Annotated in this window: 23 protein-coding genes and 2 pseudogenes; 20 read left to right on the top strand and 5 right to left on the bottom strand. The window is 54.5% G+C overall.

Annotated features, from left to right (window positions below; genetic code table 11):
* From OCY70_RS14565 to OCY70_RS14590, 6 genes and pseudogenes are all read left to right on the top strand, one after another.
* Window positions 1-1,200: pseudogene (locus OCY70_RS14565) on the top strand (hypothetical protein); the annotation flags it as partial.
* Between the two features lie 11 nt (window positions 1,201-1,211).
* On the top strand, window positions 1,212-1,850 hold the full coding sequence (locus tag OCY70_RS14570; protein WP_261944479.1) for a hypothetical protein: 639 nt from the start codon (window positions 1,212-1,214) through the stop codon (window positions 1,848-1,850).
* Window positions 1,847-1,996: an XkdX family protein gene (locus tag OCY70_RS14575; RefSeq protein WP_213431628.1), complete on the top strand. Its 150-nt coding sequence runs from the start codon at window positions 1,847-1,849 to the stop codon at window positions 1,994-1,996. The genes OCY70_RS14570 and OCY70_RS14575 overlap by 4 nt, the downstream gene beginning before the upstream one ends.
* Before the next feature lie 83 nt (window positions 1,997-2,079).
* On the top strand, window positions 2,080-2,514 hold the full coding sequence (locus OCY70_RS14580; RefSeq protein WP_213426120.1) for a phage holin family protein: 435 nt from the start codon (window positions 2,080-2,082) through the stop codon (window positions 2,512-2,514).
* Window positions 2,515-2,641: 127 nt separating this feature from the next.
* Window positions 2,642-2,818, top strand: a pseudogene (locus OCY70_RS36135) (peptidoglycan DD-metalloendopeptidase family protein); the annotation flags it as partial.
* 141 nt (window positions 2,819-2,959) lie between these two features.
* Window positions 2,960-3,712 carry a glucosaminidase domain-containing protein gene (locus tag OCY70_RS14590; protein WP_261948777.1) on the top strand — a complete coding sequence of 251 codons (753 nt, stop codon included), beginning with the start codon at window positions 2,960-2,962 and terminating at the stop codon, window positions 3,710-3,712.
* Between the two features lie 666 nt (window positions 3,713-4,378).
* On the opposite strand, the gene OCY70_RS14595 is transcribed toward OCY70_RS14590, so the two are convergent.
* On the bottom strand, window positions 4,379-4,501 hold the full coding sequence (locus OCY70_RS14595) for a hypothetical protein (protein WP_261944936.1): 123 nt from the start codon (window positions 4,499-4,501) through the stop codon (window positions 4,379-4,381).
* A gap of 145 nt (window positions 4,502-4,646) precedes the next feature.
* Here OCY70_RS14595 and OCY70_RS14600 point away from each other — a divergent pair, with 145 nt between their 5' ends.
* Both OCY70_RS14600 and OCY70_RS14605 read left to right on the top strand, forming a co-directional pair.
* Window positions 4,647-4,871: a helix-turn-helix domain-containing protein gene (locus OCY70_RS14600; RefSeq protein ID WP_213430538.1), complete on the top strand. Its 225-nt coding sequence runs from the start codon at window positions 4,647-4,649 to the stop codon at window positions 4,869-4,871.
* A 125-nt stretch (window positions 4,872-4,996) separates the two neighbouring features.
* Window positions 4,997-5,368: a LytTR family transcriptional regulator DNA-binding domain-containing protein gene (locus OCY70_RS14605; RefSeq protein WP_213430537.1), complete on the top strand. Its 372-nt coding sequence runs from the start codon at window positions 4,997-4,999 to the stop codon at window positions 5,366-5,368.
* Window positions 5,369-5,589: 221 nt separating this feature from the next.
* Here the strand turns inward: OCY70_RS14605 and OCY70_RS14610 are convergent, their stop codons facing one another.
* Window positions 5,590-5,811: a helix-turn-helix domain-containing protein gene (locus OCY70_RS14610; RefSeq protein ID WP_315973914.1), complete on the bottom strand. Its 222-nt coding sequence runs from the start codon at window positions 5,809-5,811 to the stop codon at window positions 5,590-5,592.
* A 156-nt stretch (window positions 5,812-5,967) separates the two neighbouring features.
* Here OCY70_RS14610 and OCY70_RS14615 point away from each other — a divergent pair, with 156 nt between their 5' ends.
* The 11 genes from OCY70_RS14615 (at window position 5,968) to OCY70_RS14665 (ending at window position 16,193) form a co-directional block, all read left to right on the top strand.
* Complete coding sequence (locus tag OCY70_RS14615) at window positions 5,968-6,147, top strand: asparaginase (RefSeq protein WP_213430543.1); 180 nt, start codon at window positions 5,968-5,970, stop codon at window positions 6,145-6,147.
* A gap of 191 nt (window positions 6,148-6,338) precedes the next feature.
* A complete protein-coding gene (locus OCY70_RS14620) occupies window positions 6,339-6,497 on the top strand; it encodes a hypothetical protein (protein WP_249725540.1) in 159 nt (52 codons plus the stop codon).
* The gene (locus OCY70_RS14625) at window positions 6,494-7,792 is read left to right on the top strand and encodes a CpaF family protein (RefSeq protein WP_249725539.1); all 1,299 of its coding nucleotides are present in this window, start codon (window positions 6,494-6,496) and stop codon (window positions 7,790-7,792) included. Before OCY70_RS14620 ends, OCY70_RS14625 begins: the two co-directional genes overlap by 4 nt.
* Window positions 7,767-8,540 (top strand): type II secretion system F family protein, encoded by a 774-nt coding sequence (locus OCY70_RS14630; RefSeq protein ID WP_213430535.1) that lies wholly within the window; start codon window positions 7,767-7,769, stop codon window positions 8,538-8,540. Before OCY70_RS14625 ends, OCY70_RS14630 begins: the two co-directional genes overlap by 26 nt.
* Before the next feature lie 51 nt (window positions 8,541-8,591).
* Complete coding sequence (locus OCY70_RS14635) at window positions 8,592-9,470, top strand: type II secretion system F family protein (protein WP_249725538.1); 879 nt, start codon at window positions 8,592-8,594, stop codon at window positions 9,468-9,470.
* A gap of 72 nt (window positions 9,471-9,542) precedes the next feature.
* Window positions 9,543-9,728 carry a Flp1 family type IVb pilin gene (locus OCY70_RS14640; RefSeq protein WP_213430534.1) on the top strand — a complete coding sequence of 62 codons (186 nt, stop codon included), beginning with the start codon at window positions 9,543-9,545 and terminating at the stop codon, window positions 9,726-9,728.
* A 41-nt stretch (window positions 9,729-9,769) separates the two neighbouring features.
* A complete protein-coding gene (locus tag OCY70_RS14645; RefSeq protein WP_213430533.1) occupies window positions 9,770-10,465 on the top strand; it encodes a TadE/TadG family type IV pilus assembly protein in 696 nt (231 codons plus the stop codon).
* 22 nt (window positions 10,466-10,487) lie between these two features.
* Complete coding sequence (locus tag OCY70_RS14650) at window positions 10,488-12,740, top strand: TadE/TadG family type IV pilus assembly protein (protein WP_213430532.1); 2,253 nt, start codon at window positions 10,488-10,490, stop codon at window positions 12,738-12,740.
* 154 nt (window positions 12,741-12,894) lie between these two features.
* Complete coding sequence (locus tag OCY70_RS14655) at window positions 12,895-13,776, top strand: AAA family ATPase (RefSeq protein WP_213430531.1); 882 nt, start codon at window positions 12,895-12,897, stop codon at window positions 13,774-13,776.
* 50 nt (window positions 13,777-13,826) lie between these two features.
* Window positions 13,827-14,255, top strand: coding sequence for an A24 family peptidase (locus OCY70_RS14660; protein WP_249725537.1), 429 nt, complete (start codon window positions 13,827-13,829; stop codon window positions 14,253-14,255).
* A 117-nt stretch (window positions 14,256-14,372) separates the two neighbouring features.
* Entirely contained in the window at window positions 14,373-16,193 is a 1,821-nt protein-coding gene (locus OCY70_RS14665; RefSeq protein WP_249725536.1) for a DUF6382 domain-containing protein, read from the top strand.
* An 858-nt stretch (window positions 16,194-17,051) separates the two neighbouring features.
* On the opposite strand, the gene OCY70_RS14670 is transcribed toward OCY70_RS14665, so the two are convergent.
* Both OCY70_RS14670 and OCY70_RS14675 read right to left on the bottom strand, forming a co-directional pair.
* The gene (locus tag OCY70_RS14670; RefSeq protein ID WP_213430530.1) at window positions 17,052-18,017 is read right to left on the bottom strand and encodes an ABC transporter ATP-binding protein; all 966 of its coding nucleotides are present in this window, start codon (window positions 18,015-18,017) and stop codon (window positions 17,052-17,054) included.
* Entirely contained in the window at window positions 17,998-18,996 is a 999-nt protein-coding gene (locus tag OCY70_RS14675; RefSeq protein ID WP_213430529.1) for an ABC transporter ATP-binding protein, read from the bottom strand. Before OCY70_RS14675 ends, OCY70_RS14670 begins: the two co-directional genes overlap by 20 nt.
* 409 nt (window positions 18,997-19,405) lie before the next feature.
* On the opposite strand from OCY70_RS14675, the gene OCY70_RS14680 reads away from it, so the two are divergent.
* A complete protein-coding gene (locus tag OCY70_RS14680) occupies window positions 19,406-20,650 on the top strand; it encodes an IS110 family transposase (protein WP_261944499.1) in 1,245 nt (414 codons plus the stop codon).
* 169 nt (window positions 20,651-20,819) lie between these two features.
* On the opposite strand, the gene opp4C is transcribed toward OCY70_RS14680, so the two are convergent.
* The gene (gene opp4C, locus OCY70_RS14685) at window positions 20,820-21,752 is read right to left on the bottom strand and encodes an oligopeptide ABC transporter permease (RefSeq protein ID WP_213431165.1); all 933 of its coding nucleotides are present in this window, start codon (window positions 21,750-21,752) and stop codon (window positions 20,820-20,822) included.
* Window positions 21,753-21,757 lie beyond the last annotated feature (5 nt).

Below are 21,757 nucleotides of genomic sequence, written 5' to 3' on the forward strand. Positions count from 1 at the left end.
AATGATTGTGTTCCAAATAACAGTTCCCCAGCAGATGAAGATGACTACGGCAGACTTTTCGTTACAAAATACAATGGCAGTCTATTAAGCGTAAATGATAAACCTATAAATGTAGAAAATTGGGGTTTTAGTGATGTTACTCGCATTTTCACATCTAATGCTTATATTTCAGTGCACAATAATGAAAGTGGATGGGGAGGAAATTACAATCCGGAACCCGACGAGATTAAGGCGTATTTTAACGGTTGGAGGATGTACCAAGAAGGGAGCCGCGAAACTCCATATACAAGTGGTAAAAAGCAATGGTTTAAGATAAATAAGCCAAGCGATCCAAGTGTAGCTGACACGCCAACAACGTCATATCCGGAATGGACGCCTTACCGCCTCCAATACCTGAAGGCGAAGCCAACCGTCGAGCCCGTCAGGAATTACGAGTTGGGCGCGACACTCTCCGCAGGCTCTAACATGGTCGAGGTCGGCAGCGGTATTGTGATCCGGGAACGGGCGAATCCAGCGCCCGGTGTTAGCGATGAAGGAAATATTAACAATGCATATCTGCCTGCAACGATGCTCCGACACAGGACACATGTAGCTAGTGCAATAGTTTATAAAAATAACGCAATTGACAGGGCGTGGATCGCGAAGGGCGACAATGTTTTACAAACTGAACCTAGTTATTACGACCCAACCGCAATCTACCACGTCACCTATACGATGCTTCATCCAACTCTTGCGCCTCCAATCAGCGGCACCGTGGCGGCCAACCTGCGTGGGACTGTGTCGGACTTGGTGAAGGATGTAGGTGACATCGGGCGGCGGCTGTCGGTGGTGGAGACGCAGAAGGCGGAGAAGGATGCGCCACCTCCTCTGCGGATTAAACCTACATTATTGAATGGGTGGGTAGATTATGGATCGCCTTTTGAACATTCGTTCTACTATAAGGATGATTCGAATGTTGTTTCGATTGAGGGCTTGATAGGTAGGGGAACGGCAGCGTTGGGTACATCTTTGTTTATACTTCCAACAGGGTTTAGACCTGACAAATCGCTTATTTTCCCTGTGCTTGGATGGGTAACAGGTGTAGGCGAGGCTCTTGTCCGCATTGACGTGGATCCAACGGGGATTGTAAAGATTGGCTCGCCTAATGCAAAAAATGATTATCTCTCATTGCAAGGTATATCGTTCCTTGCAAATAAATAAGGAGGCACGACATGAAAGAAGCAATCATAACCGACCTATCCGGTCGCTACATCGAACCGACGCTCGTTGCGGACTCCGTGACGGGCGTTTTTGATCGGCGGGAACCGGTTGAACCGGACGAACCCGGCAGCCTTCCGCAGTCTGAACCGGAGCAGCGTGACGACGAGCAGCCTGACGAACCGGAAACGGTACTCGTAGGCTACACCGTAGCTGTGCCGATGCCTGACGGGCTGTATCAGCCTATATTCGATGTCGAGGGCTACAGAGCAGCGCAGGAGGCTTATGAGGCTGCATACGCCGAATACATGGCCGTGCTGGCCGAGCATGACCCGGAGAGCGACGATCCGCTGCCGGAGCCGCCGCAACCCGTGGACGGCCCAAGCTTCTGGCGGAACGGACTCACGGACGAGGAAATCGAAGCGCTGAATCCGGATCCGCAGCCGTCACAGACCGACGCGCTGGGCCAAGAATTGACGCAAATGAAAATCAGGAATATCCAGCAGCAGAGCGTCATTGATGACCTTGGCAGAATGTTGACCCAATCGCGGCTGGACAGCATGCAGAAAAAGCAGACTATCGACAGCCTGGGTGCGGAATTGACGAATGCTAAACTTGAAATTATTGAATTTAAAGGAGGGCAAACGGAATGAATTTCTGGAAACTTGCTTTTGATTGTGAATGGATCGACGCAGAGGGGCTATGCGCAGCCGTTAAGACGGAGGCCAACCGATTCGGGGAAATCACGCCGGAAGAGTACGAGAAGATTACTGGGATAAAATTTCCGACACAGGAATAAGCGCCACGCCATAGAGCAGGCGCTTTATTTATGCCCTCGGGATACCCGGGGGCTATTTCATATGTCAATAGGGGGATAAACTCATGGAAAGATGGGATTTGCTAATTAAGTGGGGAGCCGCCGCCGTTGGCGGGTTTACATCATTCTTTTATGGAGGGTGGAGCTCGCTTCTGACTGCTTTGGCCGTTGTTGTTACTGTTGACTACATCACAGGATTTGCGGCGGCATATAAAGAAGGTCGCGACAACCCAACAGATTCAAGCAAGGGTTTGAGCAGCGAAGTAGGTTTTTGGGGGCTCGCTAAAAAAGGACTAATGTTCTTGATCGTAGGGCTCGCCCATCATGTTGATTTGATTTTAGGCACGAACGCAATTATGTCTGGAGCAATTTACTTTTTCATTGCAAATGAATTGCTTTCAATTACAGAGAATCTTGGCCGCGTCGGAATGAACATGCCTAGTCAATTGAAAGATGTTATTGCTGTTTTGAAAGGAAAGGGCGGCGAGAAAAATGTATGACTGGGGAAAGCATGGATACCGTGTGACAAGCCCTTTCGGGCCGCGAAAAGATCCTATTGATGGCAAACAAAAAGAACATACCGGCATCGACTTGGTGAAGGCGCATAAAGCGCCTATTTTTGCGTTTATGGGCGGGGAAGTGGTCCATGCCCGAGAAGGACGAGCGGGAACAGGCTTCGGTAATTTTGGTATTGTAGTCGCCATTAGGGACGGGCGCGGCGCACTGCACTGTTACGCGCATCTGGATTCCTGCACCGTGAAGGTCGGTCAAAGAGTAGTAGCAGGACAGGAAGTCGGAAAGCAGGGGACAACAGGCCGCAGCACCGGCTCGCATTTGCATTATGAGGTACGGACCAAGGCAGCGCCTTCATTTGGTTACGGCATGCATACAGACCCCGGGGCGTACCTCTCAAAATATCAGGGACAAGGAAAGGATAAGGGGAGCATGAAGCAAACGGATTTCATTGCGAAGATTGCACCGGCAGCCGTGGAAGATATGAAGCGGACAGGGGTGCCCGCATCACTCACAATCGCCCAGGCTGCATTGGAAAGCGGCTGGGGAGAGAGCGGCCTGACGAAAAAAGCGAACAATCTATTCGGCATCAAGGGAAAGGGCCCGGCAGGCAGCGTAAATATGCCTACTACGGAGTACAGAACGGACCGAACACCTTATCAAATAGAAGCTGCTTTTCGGGCGTATCATAACTGGGCTGAGAGCATCGAAGATCATTCGAAACTCGTCCTTAACGGGACAAAGGACAAGCCGAAGCGTTATCACGGCGTATTGAACGCTGATTACAAAACAGCTTGCCGGGAAATCTGGCGTGGTGGATATGCGACCGATCCGAAGTATCCGCAGCTATTGATTGGCCTAATCGAACAATACGGACTAATGAAATACGATGAGCAGGGGAAGAAGGTTGTAATGGCCGGAATTGAAATCAACGGTAAAAAGATTGCCGAAGGGCCACTAGTCGATGGAACGGTTCTCGCTCCGATTCGGGCCGTAGGCGAAGCGCTTGGCGCCAAGATTGGCTGGAACCAGCAGAGCAAAACGGCATCAATCAATGGCGCGCCTGTGCCAGGTGAACTTATCGGCGGCAGCGCATACGCTCCTATCCGGGCGGTTGCTGATGCTGCCGGGGTCAAAGTTAAATGGGATGCAAAGGAACGAAAGGTCGGTATAACTACCACTTGATTGGAGACACTATTGGAGATTCCTTGCCTCCGAAAGAAGGGCCACGGTGATATACCGCGGCCCTTAGCGTTTTATTCGGGACGTAGTTCAGGATCGTCCAGATGATAATAAGGTCCCTCCCAATAATACCCGCATTCTTCGCATTCTCTACATACATACCAGCAGCCTAAGTCATCATCAAAGTGCCATTCCTCTTCCTTCCCTAAACAGTTGCAATTCGTCATTCTCAATACAACTCCTTGATTTCATGCTTATCTTCTAACGATTGTTCGGAATGCATTATCTAGCGTCCGAATCTCCGCGAGCAATCTCGAATCTGTAAGATCAGTCCATCCTAATATGTTACGGACTTGGCCGACGTAAAATGTATGAGCTTGTTGCATTAAATCAGACCCGTCAAGTTCAGAAACAAACGCACGGAACAAGAACACCCTTTCATACGGAGTCATTGCTCTCCTCCTCTCCCGCATACGCCCGCCGGCTTATTTTTTATTCCACCGCAACGCAATTACCAAAGCTGCAATAGTGAAAATGAATGCCAAAGTAATGAATGTCCAAGTAATGTATTCCATGGCTTGTCCATCCTCCCGCGTATTGTTGTGAGGCGAGGGTTCGTGTTAAGATTGGGGGAGGAGGCCGTTGTAGCGAACGGCCTCCCGTGGGTACTTAACGATTGCGCCGTCCGCGCCGTTTAGTGCCCTTTTTCTTTTTCTTACGGCCTTGAATCAAAATGAGTAATGCGGTAAAACTCTGGATGATTGCCGTAAGAAGCTGAACCCAATCTTTCACTTGCCCCCACCTCCCACGATAAACATTTTTCGTTTAACGTTTATCGTTAAATAGAGTATATAACGAATTTCGTTAAGAGTCAATACACTCTAACTTGATTCGTTAAACTTTTTTTGTTATGTTTAAAGTGTAGGAGGTGGAGGAAGTGATACGGCTAAAGTTGGACGAGATATTAAAACAACGGGATATATCAATGTACAAGCTCCACCAAATGACCGGAATCCGTCCTAACACGGTTAGCGACCTTGTAAACAACAAAGCAAAGCAATGGTCGCCTGAAGCATTAAATACGATATTTAAGGCGTTGGAACTCGAATCTATACACGATCTAATTGAATTTGTAGAAGACGAAAAGGAGCCCCGGGAGTAGTCCCGAGGCTTTTTCTTATATTCCCGACTGGCTTCATTTTCCGGGAATAAGTTGATAACTAAAGGGGAATACAGCATCTAATGGGGGTGCTGTATGATGACTCTACTATATAGGGTAAATAGATTATGACCCTTTTGACAGTATCACTCGATCCTAACGCGGATACGGGCTTGTTAACGACATCAGCGGAGCGAGTGTGGTTTTTATTATACGACAGTAGCAGCGACCGAATCATCGTGCATACCCCTAGAAGAGAATATTTTATGATTGGTACGCTTAAATACTGGGTGAATGCACTGAACGCTAGCGGCCATACATACGAAATTGTAGATCGTAACGTTATTGTCAACGTAAAAAACGTAACCTATATTGATGTAATAACTAGACATGCGCTTTTTTATGCACCGGGTGGTAAACCAAAGAAATGCACGATGTCACATTATTTGTGCGAAGAATTTGTAAAAAAATTTCCGGAGATCCCCAATAACATAAATTAAGCGCGAAGTCACTCGGATTTTGTCGATTTATGTATGAGCATATGAGAAAATTCGCAGGATGAACTGAAGTGTACATACTGCCGAAAATGTAGTACAAAATAGGTAGGTGGCGGCCGCTGCTAAGACAAATACGGCGAGGAGGGAAGTAGGGGAAGGTTAGATAAATTTAGGGCGTGTATAGATATATCTATACATTTCTCGGGAGGGACGCCTGCAAGGCGTTATAGAATCCATTCGTACATATCTTCTGCGTGACAGTTGAGCATGTACGAAATAAGGACAGCCACCTCATAAGGCATTGGTTCGCGGTTATTGGCCCAGTTGGATATTCTTTGTGGAGAATACCCTGACTTGCGGGCCAACTCAGCCTGGGTTGTGTTGGCTTCCTTAATACGGACTTTTAGCAGGCATCTCCCCCGAGTAATTCTAGCCACCTGAATCACCTATTTAAGGGAAGTGCTTTACATCCGCAATTATATCATTTTGAAAGTTGATTAGATAGATAGGACTATTGAATGGGAACATGCGTTCGGTATATAATCATGTTAACGGTAAACATCGAAAACTAGATATCAATATGTAGAGGGGCGGATGAGTTGATGGTAAGATGGGAAGCTGCATATAAACAAGTATATGAAGAGAATAAAATGCGACGAGAGGAAGAACTGGAAAGGTTTTTTATGCTCTTCAACATATTTTGCCATGAAGTTAGGCACGTTAGCCCTGATTTATTCGAAGCTGTACTCGAACTTGAAGAACTAATGAATGAAACATTTTAATACTACTCTTGTTATTCATAAGAAAGCCCCGGCGTTAGTCCCGGGGCTTTTCCTTTTGCCCACACTCCCCACATACCCACAGGTTACCCACAAAAACACTGTCAAACAACGCCCCCCTTTGTCCATCCATGACCACGAGGAAACCCCGAAAAACCGCGCTGTTACGGCATTTTGTCTTCGGATGTCCTCCGTTGTCCATACATCCGAAATATTTGCCGTATATTCCGAGCTGGAAGCAGATGCACCGCAGCGATCAGTGGCTGCAGTCAGCCGTTTATCAAGCTGCCGTCGCCGAGTGGGCGGATCGCCAGCTTCTGCACAGGCTGCCGTCCGGAAGGGAAGCCTCATGAACGATAGCACAGCAGTTCCTTCCGTCCAACAAGCGATGGATGAAGCGTATGCCTGGACCCGGCAGCGCGTTCGGGACAGCCTCGAATGGGGGGACCCCATTCCGGACGAAGCGTTTATGGGGAGAATTGAGCAGACGCTGTTCTCCAGCCCTCAAGCAGGACAATTCACGTCGGAGGCTTTGGAGCAGATCGTCAAGCGGGTCTATTACTCGTTCCGCGGTCTGGACGCCCTCCAGCCGCTGGTCGACGATCCGGACATTACGGAGATTATGATCAACAGCCATCAGGAGTGCTTCATCGAGCGCAAGGGGCGGGTCGAACGAGCGGAGATCGCCTTTGAGAACGAGGAGAAGCTGGAGGATGTCATTCAGGCGGTCGTGTCCCAGGTGAACCGGGTTGTTAACGAATCGTCCCCGATCGTGGATGCACGGCTGCCGGACGGCTCGCGGGTGCATGTTGTGCTGCCGCCGATCGCCCTCAAGGGGCCGACGGTTACCATTCGCAAATTCCCGGCCGATCCGATGAAGATGGACGAACTGATCCGGTTGGGCGCGTTGAGCGAGCAGGCTGCTTTGCTTCTGCAGACGCTGGTCGCCGCCAAGTTCAATATTTTCATCAGCGGGGGGACGGCTTCGGGCAAGACGACATTTCTCAATGCATTGTCGCAGTACATTCCTCACCAGGAACGGGTTATTACGATCGAGGATGCGGCCGAGCTCCAGATTCGGGCCGTTCCGAATCTGGTGTCCCTGGAGACGCGCAATGCCAATACGGAGGGAAAGGGGGCCGTCACGATGCGGGATTTGATCCGGGCTTCGCTGCGGATGCGGCCGGACCGCATCATCGTCGGGGAAGTCCGGGGGGCGGAGGCGCTCGATATGCTGCAGGCGATGAATACCGGCCATGACGGCGCCTTGTCCACTGGCCATAGCAACGGACCCGCTGATATGATCAGCCGCCTGGAGACGATGGTGCTGAGCGGCGCGAATCTCCCCATCGAGGTCGTTCGGCGGCAGATCGCCTCAGCGATCGATATCATCGTTCATCTGGCCCGTCTTCGCGACGGCTCGCGCAAGGTGATGGAGATTTCGGAGGTTATCGGCCTGCAGGACGGGGAGGTGTGCCTCGCGCCGCTGTTCCGGTTCGAGGAGTCCGGCACAGATGAAGGCCAAGTGGCCGGGCGCCTTGTCCCGCAGCATATGCTTCGGGACCGGCACAAGCTGACGATGGCCGGGTTCCGGCTGCCGGAGGACAAGGAGGTGCATAGCGATGGAGAAGCAGCCGGAGTCGGCTGAACAGCGGCTGCCGCAATACATCGAGTATATTTTGACCCCTGGGGAGAAGATCGCGGCCCTGAGTGCCGGAGCCGCTGTCATGGCCGCCGTCGGGTACTTGTTCTATCGCCACTGGCTGGGGATGCTCGTGCTGGCTGCCGCCGGGCTGCGCTATACCGGCATTCGCCGGCAAGCGCTGCTCGCGCGCAAGCGGACCCGGCTCGCGCAGCAGTTCAAGCAAGCGCTTTATTCCTTATCCTCATCGCTGTCAGCGGGGCGCTCCATGGAAAATGCGTTCCGAGAAGCGATAACGGATTTGAAGCTGCTCTACCCGGGAACCGAGGTGGAGATGGAGCGGGAGCTGCGAATTATTGCGATGCGGATGGATAATGGGGAGCCGATCGAGCAGGCGGTAATGGATTTGAGCCGCCGGGCCGCGCATGAAGACATCTCGAACTTCGCCGACGTGCTGGTCACCTGCAAGCGGACGGGAGGAGATTTGATCGAGGTCGTGCGCAGAACGTCTTCCGTCATTGGCGAGAAGATGGATATGAAGCAGGAGATTGATGTTCTTGTCGCCCAGAAGCGGCTGGAGATGAAAGTGATGATGGCGGCTCCGTTCCTGTTTTTAGCCTTTCTTAATCTGGCTTCCCCGGATTTCATGGCGGCGCTGTATGAAGGCATCGGCCGCGTTATCGCCACGGTGGCGCTGCTGCTTCTGCTGCTCGGCGCGTGGTTGATTCACAAGCTGATGGATATCCGTGTGTAGCGTTACCCGCCAGTTACATCATTTTTCTTGGAATGAGGTGATGAGGAAGCGATGATGCCGCCGTGGGTATGGGCTTCCGGCTCCGCCCTTCTGCTGCTCGTGTTCCTGCTGCTGAATCATAGGAATCAGCCGCGCTACGAGACGCTGCTGGCAGTCTTGAACCCCCGGACGAAGACGGTCCGCTGGCTTGCGGCGCCGCTGCGCTGGCTGGAGAGGGTCCAGCCGGCTCTCGATACGACTCCGGCTCTGTCTCCGGTCCGCCAAGCGTTAATGCAAATCCACGGCCCGGCCCAGAGCCATACGATGTACCGGGTGCTGCTGGCTGAGCTGGCGTTGTACCTGTACGCGGGCATCTGCGGGGCATTGCTGCTGCCGGCGCTGACGGACGGCAGCGTCACGAATCTGGCGGGCGGCCTGCTGGTTGCCGTCGTTCTGCCGCTGGCGAAGGTGAAGGATACGCTGAATCGGGCTGAGCGGAAGAAGCAGGATCTGCAGCTGGAGCTGCCGGAACTGATCAGCAAGCTGACCTTGCTCGTGCAGGCGGGCGAGACGGTACCTAGGGCGCTGGCCATCTGCATCGAACGCAAGCGGGAGGAATGGAGCCATCCGCTTTACACCGAGCTTGCCAGGATGCAGAAGGATGCGCATAACGGGTACTCGTTCGCGCAGGCAATGGAGCAATTCTCGAAGCGATGCTCCCTGCCGGAGGTATCGGTGTTCGTCACGACGGTGCTGATCAATCAGCGCCGCGGCGGGGATACATTCGTGCTGGCGATGCAGGATGTCGGCCGGCAGCTCTGGGAGAAACGCAAGGCGGTGGCCCGCCGGAGAGGGGAGGAAGCGTCGACGAAGCTGGTTTTCCCGATGATGCTGATGTTCCTGGTCATCTTGGCCGTCGTGGGCGCTCCGGCTTTGCTCATGATGAAATGATGAGATGAAGCGCCGAAAAAAACAGGAAAATAATCGCAAAGAAAAAACGGATCAGAAAGAAGGAAGCGGGACATGGACATAGGCTTGCTGTTTTTCAAACGGCTGTGGAAAGAGGAAGATGGGCTCGGCATGGTGGAGATTGTCATTATTATCGCGGTGATCGTGGTGTTGGCGCTTGTCTTTAGAGAGCAAATCACGACGTTCCTGGAAAATTTGATCTCCAGAGCGACAAAGGAAACAGACAAGATTTTTAAATAGAAGGAGTTCCGTTTGCAATGTTTGTGAAAGGAGGATATGGCTTGAGCACAAAGCTGCGTGGCTGGCTGCGTTCCGTTCAGGAGGAAGAAGGCTCGATGATTGTGGAAGCTTCGCTCGTATTTCCCGTCATTTTTTACTGTACGCTGGCGATTCTGTTCTTCGCCATGCTCATCTATCAGACGGTGCTGAGCTCGCATGCCGCGGAACTGGCCGCGGAACGGGCGGCGGCCTTCTGGGATAACAGCCGCAAGGAGGCAGTGACCGGCGCCTTTGAGGCAGGGCAGCAGGATGGATTGTATTGGCGCCTGCTCGACGACCGGATGTTGGACAAGGTGCTCGGTAGAGGCTTCGGCGGGGAGAACCATATGGTGAAATTGCCTGCCGCCGCTGCCGGCGGCTCTCTTCCCGAACGGAAGCTGATCCGGGCCGCCAGACTGGTGCCTGATGTTTTTCACGGGAAGATGAGCTACGAGAATGGCCTTCTGGACCGCAGAATTACCGCGGCTCTGGACAAGCCCTTGTATCAGACGATGTTCCGGAACATAGCGGGAAGAGAGCACTCGAATGAGGGGCAGGCTGTGTCGGCCATCGTGGAGCCGGCAGAGTTCATCCGTACGGTGGAGTTCGCGCGGTATATGGCAGCGAAGCTGAAGGAATGGAAAGGACAAGGCGTCCCGACACGGGAAGCGGAAGGCATATTGAAGCAAGCGGCGGGACAGATTTCGGGACCGTCATAACGAGCAGAGGGGAGTGCTGCCTGTGAATCGCAATCGGCTGAACCGATTGGCGAAGCGGATTTTTATGGCAAAGGACGGATCGGTGTCGATATTGCTTGTGTTTATTGTGGCCGCCATGTTCTTATTCATAGCGGTGTTCATTGATTATGCCCGTATCGCGGCGGCCGAGTGGCGCATTGAGGCGTTGGCCCGGGCAGGCATACGCTCCGTCATGTCCGCTTATGAGCCCGCGCTGCAGGAGAGATACCAATTATTCGCATACGGGGCCACCGACCCGGCGCAGATCCTGGACTATGTGATGCAGGATCAAAATCGGCTGCGATCGGCAGGCGTATTTCCGTGGGTTCCTCTGCTGTTGGACAGTCATACGACCTCGGTCACCCGCCCGCTTGCGGACTACGACGAGATGGAACGCCAGATTGGGGAGGAGATGAAATACAAGGCGCCGGTGCAATTTGTATTCGAGCTGTCCGGCAAGCTGAAGCCGATATCGGGAGCGTTGAAGGAAGCGGCTCAGACGACGGAGCTGCTCGCCAAGCTGCAGAAGCTGGTGGATCGGAGGGATAAGGAGCTGTTGGCTGTCTTGAAGCTGCAGAAAAAATCCCGCGATGCGCTGGACCGCTCGGGGATCGGCAAGGGAATCGCGGCTAACAGGAACGATATGATGGAGGATCGTCTCGTTGGCTCGATTCGATCGGCGGCCGATATTGCAGCTCAATATGCCGATTACGCGGAGAAGAAACGCGATGATGACCGCAGGGGAGACGATGAGGATCCGCAGCATCGGGACGATACGGCTCGTTACGAGAAGGATTCGCGCGAGCATGCATGGCGATTGCGGCGGGCCGTCACCCTCCATAACGGGAATCATGAGCGCTGGCTCCGCGAAGCCAGACCGCATTTGAAGGAAGCCAGGGACTTTAACGAAGAGATGAAGCGGGTTATCGAAGAGGTGCGTTCCAGCCCCGACTATGCCGGCTATGACAAGGTAGGCCAGTCGGCTATTCCGGATGGGGGAACGATGGATAACGGCAAGCAGATTGAAGATGCCATCAAAGAAATCAATGCTTCCGCCGAGCAATTGGTTATGCCAGACTCTTTCTTCGAGGAATGGAGCGGAGAAATCGATCGTCAGCAAGCGGTCATGTCGAGGATCGATAACGCCGCTTCCGTCTTCCACCACTTGGCGGATAGCATATCTGCTTACTCCACCTCTGCTTATACATTGAAGAATAAGGCGAGAGAGCTGCTGGAGACTTACGAAACGTATGCCACCGAGTTTATCCGTTCGGCCGGCAGCTATATTGAACGGAGAGAGGCGGCAATGATCGATCACCAAGGAAAGGACAAGAAGCGCAAACAGGTAGAGCAGGAAGCGGACAAGGAATTGGAAAAAGCTAAAGGCTTGCTCTCTTCGCTGTCTGAGCTGAAAAGCAAGCTGCAGGAGCACCAGGCTGCTTTTGATGAAGTCCGCGGCAAGATGGAAGCGATTGATGCCTATAACCAATCGTCAACCGAGACGCCTGCGGAGCGAACGGTCGTCGGCGATGCCGTCGAGGAGAGCAGGCAGTCCATGGATTCCGTCACCGCGCTGTATGATCAAGCGGCAGACGGGTTATTATCGCTGCGCGATCGTCTGTACCGGAACGAATATGCCTATATGTACTTCACCTCCTATGACCCTCGGCAATTGAAATCATTGCTGGATTCAATGGATGCGGGAGAGGAAGTCGTGAAAACGCTGGGCATTGCCAACCAGGAGCTGGAATATATTCTGTACGGCTTTCACAATCCGGTCGGCAATATTGCGGCCGCCTATGGAGAGATTTTTACGATGCGGCTCGCCATTCGCACGATGGAGGGCTTCGTGGAATTCGGCAAGCTCGGACATCCGCTGCTTATTCTGGCGTCAGCGATTCTTTACGGCATTCAGCAAGCGGTCCAGGATATGCTGCTGCTCGTTACGAAGAACGAGATTCCGATCTCGCGTTATTTGCCGGCGGTGAAGCTGAACTATGCAGGTCACCTTCGTCTCTTCATGCTGGCTCATGGAGGCCGGGAAGGAATGCTGAAGCGGATGCTGGCGTTGATTCATTATCATACCGGAATCGATCCGGCTGCGAGGGGGACCTATGGCGAGACCGAAGTCCGTCTCAGCACGCCGCTCTGGTTCCTGCCGGGATTGATGAAGCTGCTGGGTTACGCCGGGTTATGGGACGGTGAGATCGAGAATGGACGTTACTACGCGGTCAAGCGTTCCGTGTTCTCCTATTAAACGCGGAAGAGACCCGGTTAAATGCGTAAGAGTCCCGGCATCTAAATCCGGAAGAGACCCGACATCTCGGAGGAGAGCGGGCCGGGTCCCGTCTCGGAGCCTGTCGATTGACAGGGGCGGAAGCATCACGGTTGAAGCCGCTTTACTCCTGCCGATGGTGCTGCTCGTATTCATGTTCTTCGTGTTCATGATTCAGGCCGCCGTCATCACGACGTCTCTGCAGTCAGCCGCCATGAATGCGGTGAAGCAGGTATCCGCTCATTTGTATCCTGTCAGTCTGATTGCCGCCCAGTCCGCCGATGCGGATGGAGATCGTTCGGGGAAGCCGGGCAAATGGCTGCCTCCGGCCCAGAGAATGAAGATGGCGGTGCAGGACTTCGGCCGCTCATTCGGGAGCGAGCTGCCACAGCCTGTCAGCGAATGGGTGCAGGACGGCACGGAATGGGCTGTCCGGCAGGCGGAGGCGGCAGGGGAAGCGGGCCAGGCTCGCCTCGCCGAGACGGTTATCAAGCCATTGCTCATCCGCTATGGCGTTCAAGGCGTGCTGAGAGAGGAGCGAATCCGGGTTACGCATGTGAAGCTGCCGGATCTGGATAAGAAGACCGATCCTTATTTCGCCATAGAGGTTGCCTATGATTTGCCGATGCGGGTCCCGTTCCTGAATACGACGCTGACGTTGTCCGCTCGAGCCGTGGAGCGGGTCTGGGTCGGCGACGGACCGGCCCCGTCTGTTTCCGGCAGCGATTCGCCCGACAAGCCGGCGCCGGCCTTGGTGGAGCTGACGCCCGATCCGCTCCTTCCCGGCAGAAAAGCGCGGCTTACCGCCAAGGCGGACCCGTATGAACGGCTGGAACTGGTCGTCTATTACAAGAGCGGCAAGAGTCAGGCGAAGCATGTTGGCTGGGCAACCGCCGATGCGGATGGCGTCGTGATGTGGGAATGGCATGTCTCGGGCAATACGACCTCAGGAACATGGCGGCTGGCCGTGAAGACGGAGGACGGGCGAAGCGCTGAACGGGCGTTTGAGGTAAAATAACGGGTTCAAACCGGAAACGGATTGAAGCGGATGATAGAAGGGAGAAAGCGATGAACGGGATGAACGGTGCGATATGGACATGCGGGGTGATGCTGCTCGCTGCGTTTGCTGCCGATGTGCGGACCCATAAAATACCGAATCGGCTGACGATGTTTGCCGCTGCTGCCGGATTAATGATACACGGTGCCGCGAATGGATGGCAGGGACTTGCTTTTAGCGGTCTCGGAGCGGGATGCGGGTTCGGAATCATGCTGCTGCTGTACATCATCAAGGCCGTCGGGGCCGGGGACGTGAAGCTGTTTGCCGCCATTGGCGCGCTGACGGGAATGGATTTGACTTGGCATATCTTTATCTTTTCGATTCTGTATGGCGGGCTTATTGCGGCATGCATGATGGCGGGCGGCCGCAGCGGGACAATTCGCGGCTGGTGGTCTGCGTTGATGAGCGGTTGGCTGTTCCGCTCCTTGGCGCCCGTTTAGCAGGAAGCGGGAAAGCAAGCCACCTTTCCTTTCATGTGGGCCGTGCTGCCGGGAGCGCTGACCGCTTACTTGACCGTGGTATCGCCCTCATGATGAGCCATCCGAACAGGAAGGAGCGTGAGTCTCATCTACGGTTACCGGGTTCAATTTATTCAGGAAGAAAGAATGGGCATGATGCTGACCCGCGATAATCCCGTTCCATCCGAAGCGCTGGATCAGCATCAAGCCAAGATGCTGGGCTATAACCGGGTGCCGAATTTCCTTCGCCTTGATATCCGTGAAGTCGATCTGGAGCTCTCCTTTATCTACGATATCAGCGGCAAACGAATGCTCAAGCAGGCTCTAAGAAGCATGAGAATGACTTCGATCCAATATTTCGAGTGGATGCTGCAGCTGGTCCGCATTCTGGAAAATTGCCGGGCCTATATGCTGCATCCGGATCATGTGCTTCTGCATGAGGAATGCGTCTTTGTCGACGAACAAGCCGCGGACGGGGGATTGCATGTCGCCTACTTGCCATTGATGGAACCGCTGCAGCCGCGGGCCGGAATGGACGGTCTGCGCAGACTGGGCATTTTGCTGTCCACCCATGTTGCCCAGTGGAATGGAGACGGATTCCAGCGGCTGGTTCAATGCTTGTCCCAGGAGGATCATTCCCTTGCCGACGTGCGGAAGCTGCTTCAATCCCTTATTGCCGGCACAAACGGTAACGTTATGGAAGCAGAACGCCCGGTCAGCCTATGGCTTTCCGAGGGGAGCGAGTGGATGGGAAGCATGTCTCCGCCGGAAGCAGGCCCTGATGGGTCGAAGAAGCAGGAGGGCGATAATCCACGGATCGGCCCCCTTCATGAACCAGCCGCTTCTTGGCCAGTTCGGACGGCCACGGGCATCCCGATCCCGGGAGAAGCCGATACGCTCCAGGGAGAGGACGAGGGTACCGTTCCGGAGAACAACGGAACGCCTTTCGGCAAAAGCTATTATGCCGCGGGAGGGGCCGCTATCGTAACGGCCGCGCTGGCCTGGAGATATATCTATATAGACAATCCGGCCTTGAACACGCTGCTTATCTCGGTTGGAATCAGCATAGGGGCCGTTGCCTTGGGGGCCGCCTGGATATCGGGAATGCTGGCCCGCATTCCTGGGATGCTCGCCCGCCGGGAGAGCGACGCTTCATCTGCGGCGGTAGGAACGGAAGCTCTCTCCCCTGGGCAGGCTCACTTCGGGGATGAGCTGCTGCGGCCGGAATGGATGAAGCTGGAGCTCCAGGCAGAGGGCGAACCGGCTCCGGCGAACGGCGTTCGCCTGGCTGGGGGGCATGGTGGCGTGCACCTAGCTGTGGCGCAAGGCATTCACCTAGCAGTGTCGGATGCCGTTCGCCCCTCAGCGGAACGTGATAGCCAATCAAGGGAGTATGCCAGCTTCCCGCAGGGATTAGGGAACGGACCTTCAAGGCCTGATGGGCCGCGGATGGATTCCTTCTATGCTGAACTGCCTATGCATACGTCCGTGCTCGACAGTTCCGTCTGCGAAGCGACAGTCGTCCTTGGACAAAAGCCTGGCACCGATACGGACTTTCGAGAAGGGGAGCGGTGCCCGCCTTATCTGCAAAGGCTGGGCGGGATTGGAGGAAGTACGGGAGCCAGAGGGACGGGCATTCCTGAAGAAGCGGCGGCCGCCGTTGAACGAATTCCTCTGGCCTTTCCCTTCGTGATTGGCCGATCGGAAGAAGGGGTGCAGTGGCGTGAAGCCGGAGCAGGCGTCTCGAAGCACCACTGTGAGCTGGTTCAAGGCGAAGACGGCGCAGTGGCGCTACGCGATCTCGGATCGCGCAACGGAACCGAGCTGGAGGGGGAGCCGATCATTCCCTACAAGCTGTACCCATTGCAGAGCGGGGATCGCTTTTCGGTGGCGGGCACGGTGTTTCAGTTTCATTGCTGAACTTGACCAGGTGATAGACATTTTATTTTCGTTTTTTGCAGATGAGTTCACTCTGAAGAGTACAGGCGAGATCATTATGAAAAGTTTAAGTGAGATCATTAGAAACACTGGTGCGGTCTCAGATAAGCTGACCGGATCGAACTCATCAATCTGATGCCGCTGCGGCGCGGCTTCGTCAATAAGGTTGGAGTGAGCAATGAATATAAGGGCTGATGAACTTATTGTGATATGACGGAAGGTTAGATGATTTCTTTGTCCACCCATAGTGGATAAAAGGCGAATTTGTCTATACAAAGGTGGACAAAGAGGGGGATATTGTACCGTACGGATGGATGTCCATATATAGTGGTTAGAACAAATGGTAACTACTTATATAGTGGTATGGGACCAAACTAGAATAGGTCTCTCTCTAAAAAAAGTGGCCACTATTTGAAAGACATTCTTCCTGGTTTTCCACATCTAGAGGACAGAAGAGGGGGGTGTCCCAAAAGTAGTATTTCACTACAGTGAGTCAGCCCCCCCCTGATTCTCAAAGCTCGACTCGCCGAAAAACTGCAAAACTACACTTTTCCTTTATGATGTGTACTCCGTTACAGGGAATCCTGCAAAACGGCATCAATTTCTGACTATCCAATCGATAAAAGACAAAAATGGATGAACATCATGTACTTTTGCAGGAATTTCATCAAATAGCGGCTTAAAGAGCAGAAATTGATGCATCCACGCAGCATTTCACTGCTTCATCCATCTTTCACTGATTTGCGCGCCGCCGTTTTTCCCGCATCCACATTCTCTGTTAACTTGTCATCTCCATCATTTTGCAGTGCCTGTGAGACACCCGCCTTTCCCTCTATCTGCTCAGATGAGGTGGCATGCCGCATAATGCCGGCTGCCCACTTCCCGGAAGAGGGGGGCCTCCTGACGGCAAATATCCTTGGCCACCGGGCAGCGGGTGTGGAATTTGCAGCCGGACGGAGGATTGACCGGGCTCGGGATGTCGCCGCGGAGCACGATCCGCGACCGCTTGCGCTTCGGAACGGGGATCGGAATGGCCGAGAGCAGCGCCTGGGTATACGGATGGAGAGGCTGGCGGAACAGTTCGTCCCGCGGCGCAAGCTCGACAAGCGAGCCCAAATACATGACGCCGATCCGGGAGCATAAATGCTCGACCACGCTCAGATCATGCGAGATGAACAGATAGGTCAGGCCTCTCTCTTCCTGCAGCTGGCGGAACAGATTGATTATCTGCGCCTGAATGGATACGTCCAGCGCGGATACCGGTTCGTCAGCGACAATGAAGCGGGGCTGCAGGATGATGGCCCGGGCGATGCCGATCCGCTGGCGCTGCCCCCCGGAAAACTCATGGGGGTACCGGTCATAATGATAGGCCGCCATCCCGCAGACGGACAGGATGTCCTCCACCCGATCCCGGATCTCTTCCTTGGCGGCCAGCCCGTGCTGGAGCAGCGCCTCGCCGATCGCATCGCCGACGCGCATCCGCGGATTCAGCGAGCTGTACGGATCCTGGAAGATGAACTGCAGCTCGGGGCGCAGCCGGCGCATATCCGCGCGGGACAACTGATGGATGTCGGTCCCTTGATAGCGGACGTCGCCGGAGGTCTTGCCGGTCAGCCGCAGGATCGCCCGGCCGGCCGTGCTCTTGCCGCTGCCGGATTCGCCGACGAGGCCGAATGTCTCGCCCGGGTAGATCGAGAAGCTGATATCATCGACCGCCTTGACGTGGTTGACGGTGCGGTTGAACAAGCCTGCGCGAACAGGATAATATTTTTTCAGGCGGTGAACTTCAATCAGCGCTTCGCTCATGGCGTTTCTCTCCTTCCCCGTACAGCCAGCAGGCGACATGATGATCCGGCCCAGTGCGGCGCAGTTCGGGATGGGCTGTCCGGCATGCTCCCGTCCGCTGATCGCAGCGGTCATAGAAATAGCAGGATGAGCCCAGCTCCAGCGGGTTGGGCACCTGGCCCGGTATGGAATAGAGCATCTTCCGCCGCTGATGCAGCACCGGCTTGGAGCGGAGCAGCCCTTGGGTGTACGGATGCTGAGGGCGATCGAACAGCTCCTCGACCGGGGCTTCCTCCACGATTTTGCCGGCGTACATGACGACGACATAGTCCGCCATCTCGGCCACGATGCCGAGATCATGCGTAATCAGCAGGATGGCCGTCTGCATCTCATCCTTCACCTGATGCAAAATATCGAGAATTTGCGCCTGGATGGTGACATCGAGGGCCGTCGTCGGTTCGTCGGCGATGAGCAGCCGCGGGCGGCATGCCAACGCTGTCGCGATCATGACGCGCTGCAGCATTCCGCCGCTCAGCTCATGCGGATAGGCGTTCAAGATGGCTTCCGCCCGGGGAATGCCGACCAGATTGAGCAGGTCAACCGCCCTGGCCCTTGCAGCGGTCTCTTTCAGATGAAGATGCTCCCGCAGCGGTTCGGTCATCTGCTTGCCGATGGTGAGCACCGGATTCATGGCCGACATGGGCTCCTGGAATACGATTGCGATCTCGTTCCCGCGCAGCCGCCGGAGCTGCTCCTTGCTCCACTGCCTGATGTCCTGGCCGTTGAAGCGGATTTCGCCGGAGACGATACGCCCGGACGGATCGGGAAGCAGTCCCATAACCGACATGGCGGTCACGCTTTTGCCGCAGCCCGATTCCCCGACGACGCACACCGTCTCTCCTTCCTTGATGCGCAGGCTGACATCATCGACGGCTTTGACGATGCCTTCCCCAGCGTAGAAATGAGTACTTAAATTCCGGATGTCGAGCAGTGCATTCATGAGCTACCCTCCGCTCGTATAGTATTTCCTGAAGGCAGTTTTGAGTCTTTTTCCAGTCCTTTATAGAAACATAGAATGCCTTCAAAATTTCCAGCTTGCACATTGAAAATTAATATGGGGACTGGACTTTCCGGAATGTCTCTGGACAATGGAACTTAGGGTTCCATTCGGGGAAATTCGTCTCCCTCCTGTAGTCCAATCTACTTTTTAAGTCTGTTTCTCCGGTACTCGCTTGCACTTCTTACCCGCTGGCTGTTCCCTTCGGCAACTCATGCCCGACTGTAGCAGCGTCGGGGCAGCTCGTGAACCGAAGCGTGTTCTCATATGCGAGGGTGATTGATCGGCGAGTGCGCCGGAGACAGTCCGGAGAGTCCGTTCCCTGAATCCCTTATAGAAAGGAGGAATTCTCTTGAAGCTTTTTGTCGGTATTGACGTCAGTTCCGAAGAACTGGAAGCCTGTTTGATGAAATCGGATGGCGACACCCTGGAGACCTTCAAGACCACCAACAATCTGCACGGCGCTTCTTACTTGCGGGATCGCATCATTTCTGCTGCGGTCAAGACAGCCTGCTCTGAGGTTCATATCGGGCTTGAAGCCACATCCGTCTACAGTTGGCATCCAGCCATGTACTTGCATGAGGATGAGGCCCTTCAACAATTGAATGCCAAGGTGTTCACCATTAATCCGAAGCTGATTAACAAATTCAAAGACGCTTATGCCGACCTGGACAAAACCGATCGCATCGATGCCTGGATCATTGCAGACCGCCTGCGTTTTGGCAGACTCACGACGACTATCGTGATGCAGGAACAGTACATCGCCTTGCAGCGGCTCACTCGCATGCGATTCCATCTCGTACACAACCTTACCCGCGAGAAGCAATACTTTTTGCAAAATCTGTTCTACAAGTGCAATGCTTTTCGCGCGGAGGTGGACAGTTCCGTGTTCGGCCATGCCATCATGGAAATGCTCTCGGAAAAGTATAGTCTGGATGAGATGGCGAATATGGATGTCGCCCGTTTGGCTGACTATCTCAAGGACAAGGGGAGAAATCGTTTCCCCGATCCCGAACACGTCGCCCGCTGTATTCAAAAGGCGGCTCGGGCCTCGTACCGTCTCTCGAAGGTTGTCGAGGATTCCATTGATTTGGTGCTGGGCACCTCAATTCAGTCGATCCGGAGCATCCAGAGTCAGCTTAAAGAGCTCGACAAGGCGATTGAGCGCATTTTAGACGGCATTTCCAGCAGCCAGTGCCTCCGTTCCATTCCGGGCATTGATCGGGTCTATGCCGCAGGCATCCTGGCCGAGATCGGCGACATCGACCGCTTCACGGATCAAGCCGCCTTGGCCAAGTATGCGGGTCTGACGTGGCGCAAGCACCAATCCGGCTCCTTCGAGGCGGAAGATACAAAGCGCATTCGTTCCGGCAACCGATTCCTTCGCTACTACCTTGTTGAAGCTGCCAACTCGGTAAAAAACCGCGACCCGGAATTCGGGGAGTACTACCGGAAGAAATTCAATGAAGTCCCTAAGCATCAACACAAACGTGCCCTCGTCTTAACGGCAAGAAAACTTGTGCGTCTGGTCGATGTGCTGCTACGCAACGACCAACTCTATACGCCCAGAAGGAAGGTGAAGCCGACAGAGCAATAATGCCTTGGCTCATGAATTTTCTTCTCTAATTCCCAGTTAAATTATGGTATTTTACTTAATTTTCGACTGGGTCTAGTTTGGTGATGCCTTTTTTGGGATTGATCCTGCTGCACGCCAAGGAAATTTTCCAATTCTCATCAATCAGGGACTTGACATCATACCGCTGGACTTATCGCTTTTGCTTCGGATCGAGCGCGTCCCGCAAGCCGTCTCCGAAGATGTTGATGGACATGACCGTGACGAAGATGGCCAATCCCGGCGGGATCCAGAGCCAAGGCCGCTTCTCGAAATCGATGATCGAATTCGCGGCATCGATCATATTGCCCCACGTCGGGGTGGGCGGCATGACGCCAAGGCCGAAGTAGCTGAGCACCGATTCGCTCAGAATCGCCCCGCCCGTGCTGAGCGTCGCCACGACGATCAGCAGGGGGAACAGGTTCGGCAGGAGATGGCGGAACAGCTTGCGGCGGTCGTTCAGGCCGAGCGCCTCCGCCGCCTGCATGAAGTCCCGTTCCCGCAGGCTAAGCAGTTCCCCGCGCACGAGCCGGGCGAGCCCGGGCCATCCCACGAGGCTGAGCATCAGCATGACGATATAGAGCCGGTACTCGGTCGGCACCTTCCATTCGGACAGAATCGCGCCGATAATGAACAGCAGCGGCAGGCCGGGAATGGTCATCAGCAGATCCGCGGTCCGCATGATCAACTGATCGACCACGCCGCGGTAATAGCCCGCTATCGCGCCGAGGACGGTGCCGATGAGGACCGACAGCACCATCGAGGCCAGCCCGACCGTCAATGAGATGCGTCCGGCCTGCAGCAGGCGGGTGAGCACATCGCGGCCCAAATGATCGGTCCCGAGCCAGTGCGCCGAGCTGGGCGCCTGATTCATCACGGCCAGATTCACTTTGCCTGCCGCGTAGGGCGAGAAGAGGGGACCGATGAAGCAGGCCGCGAACATGAAGGCGATGACCGCCAACCCGCTTAGCGCCAGCTTATTGCGCCGCAGCCGCTGGATCGACTGGCTCCAGAGCGAGGGCCTCGCCGCAGGCTGTGCGACGGAACTCCCCCGCGCTAATTTCCCTGTCATCGATAAATGGGTCATGATCG

It is taken from the genome of Paenibacillus melissococcoides, from assembly GCA_944800085.1.
Lineage (GTDB): Bacteria > Bacillota > Bacilli > Paenibacillales > Paenibacillaceae > Paenibacillus_B > Paenibacillus_B melissococcoides.

Bases quoted from the DNA above. Each gene is read 5' to 3' on its own strand.
- OCY70_RS14605 (WP_213430537.1), top strand. From the start codon at position 4,997: ATGACCCTTTTGACAGTATCACTCGATCCTAACGCGGATACGGGCTTG.
- OCY70_RS14580 (WP_213426120.1), top strand. From the start codon at position 2,080: ATGGAAAGATGGGATTTGCTAATTAAGTGGGGAGCCGCCGCCGTTGGC.
- OCY70_RS14590 (WP_261948777.1), top strand. From the start codon at position 2,960: ATGAAGCAAACGGATTTCATTGCGAAGATTGCACCGGCAGCCGTGGAA.
- OCY70_RS14570 (WP_261944479.1), top strand. From the start codon at position 1,212: ATGAAAGAAGCAATCATAACCGACCTATCCGGTCGCTACATCGAACCG.
- OCY70_RS14660 (WP_249725537.1), top strand. From the start codon at position 13,827: ATGAACGGGATGAACGGTGCGATATGGACATGCGGGGTGATGCTGCTC.
- OCY70_RS14625 (WP_249725539.1), top strand. From the start codon at position 6,494: ATGAACGATAGCACAGCAGTTCCTTCCGTCCAACAAGCGATGGATGAA.
- OCY70_RS14655 (WP_213430531.1), top strand. From the start codon at position 12,895: ATGGTGCTGCTCGTATTCATGTTCTTCGTGTTCATGATTCAGGCCGCC.
- OCY70_RS14675 (WP_213430529.1), bottom strand. From the start codon at position 18,996: ATGAATGCACTGCTCGACATCCGGAATTTAAGTACTCATTTCTACGCT.
- OCY70_RS14630 (WP_213430535.1), top strand. From the start codon at position 7,767: ATGGAGAAGCAGCCGGAGTCGGCTGAACAGCGGCTGCCGCAATACATC.
- OCY70_RS14670 (WP_213430530.1), bottom strand. From the start codon at position 18,017: ATGAGCGAAGCGCTGATTGAAGTTCACCGCCTGAAAAAATATTATCCT.
- OCY70_RS14615 (WP_213430543.1), top strand. From the start codon at position 5,968: ATGGTAAGATGGGAAGCTGCATATAAACAAGTATATGAAGAGAATAAA.
- opp4C (WP_213431165.1), bottom strand. From the start codon at position 21,752: ATGACCCATTTATCGATGACAGGGAAATTAGCGCGGGGGAGTTCCGTC.
- OCY70_RS14640 (WP_213430534.1), top strand. From the start codon at position 9,543: ATGGACATAGGCTTGCTGTTTTTCAAACGGCTGTGGAAAGAGGAAGAT.
- OCY70_RS14575 (WP_213431628.1), top strand. From the start codon at position 1,847: ATGAATTTCTGGAAACTTGCTTTTGATTGTGAATGGATCGACGCAGAG.
- OCY70_RS14635 (WP_249725538.1), top strand. From the start codon at position 8,592: ATGATGCCGCCGTGGGTATGGGCTTCCGGCTCCGCCCTTCTGCTGCTC.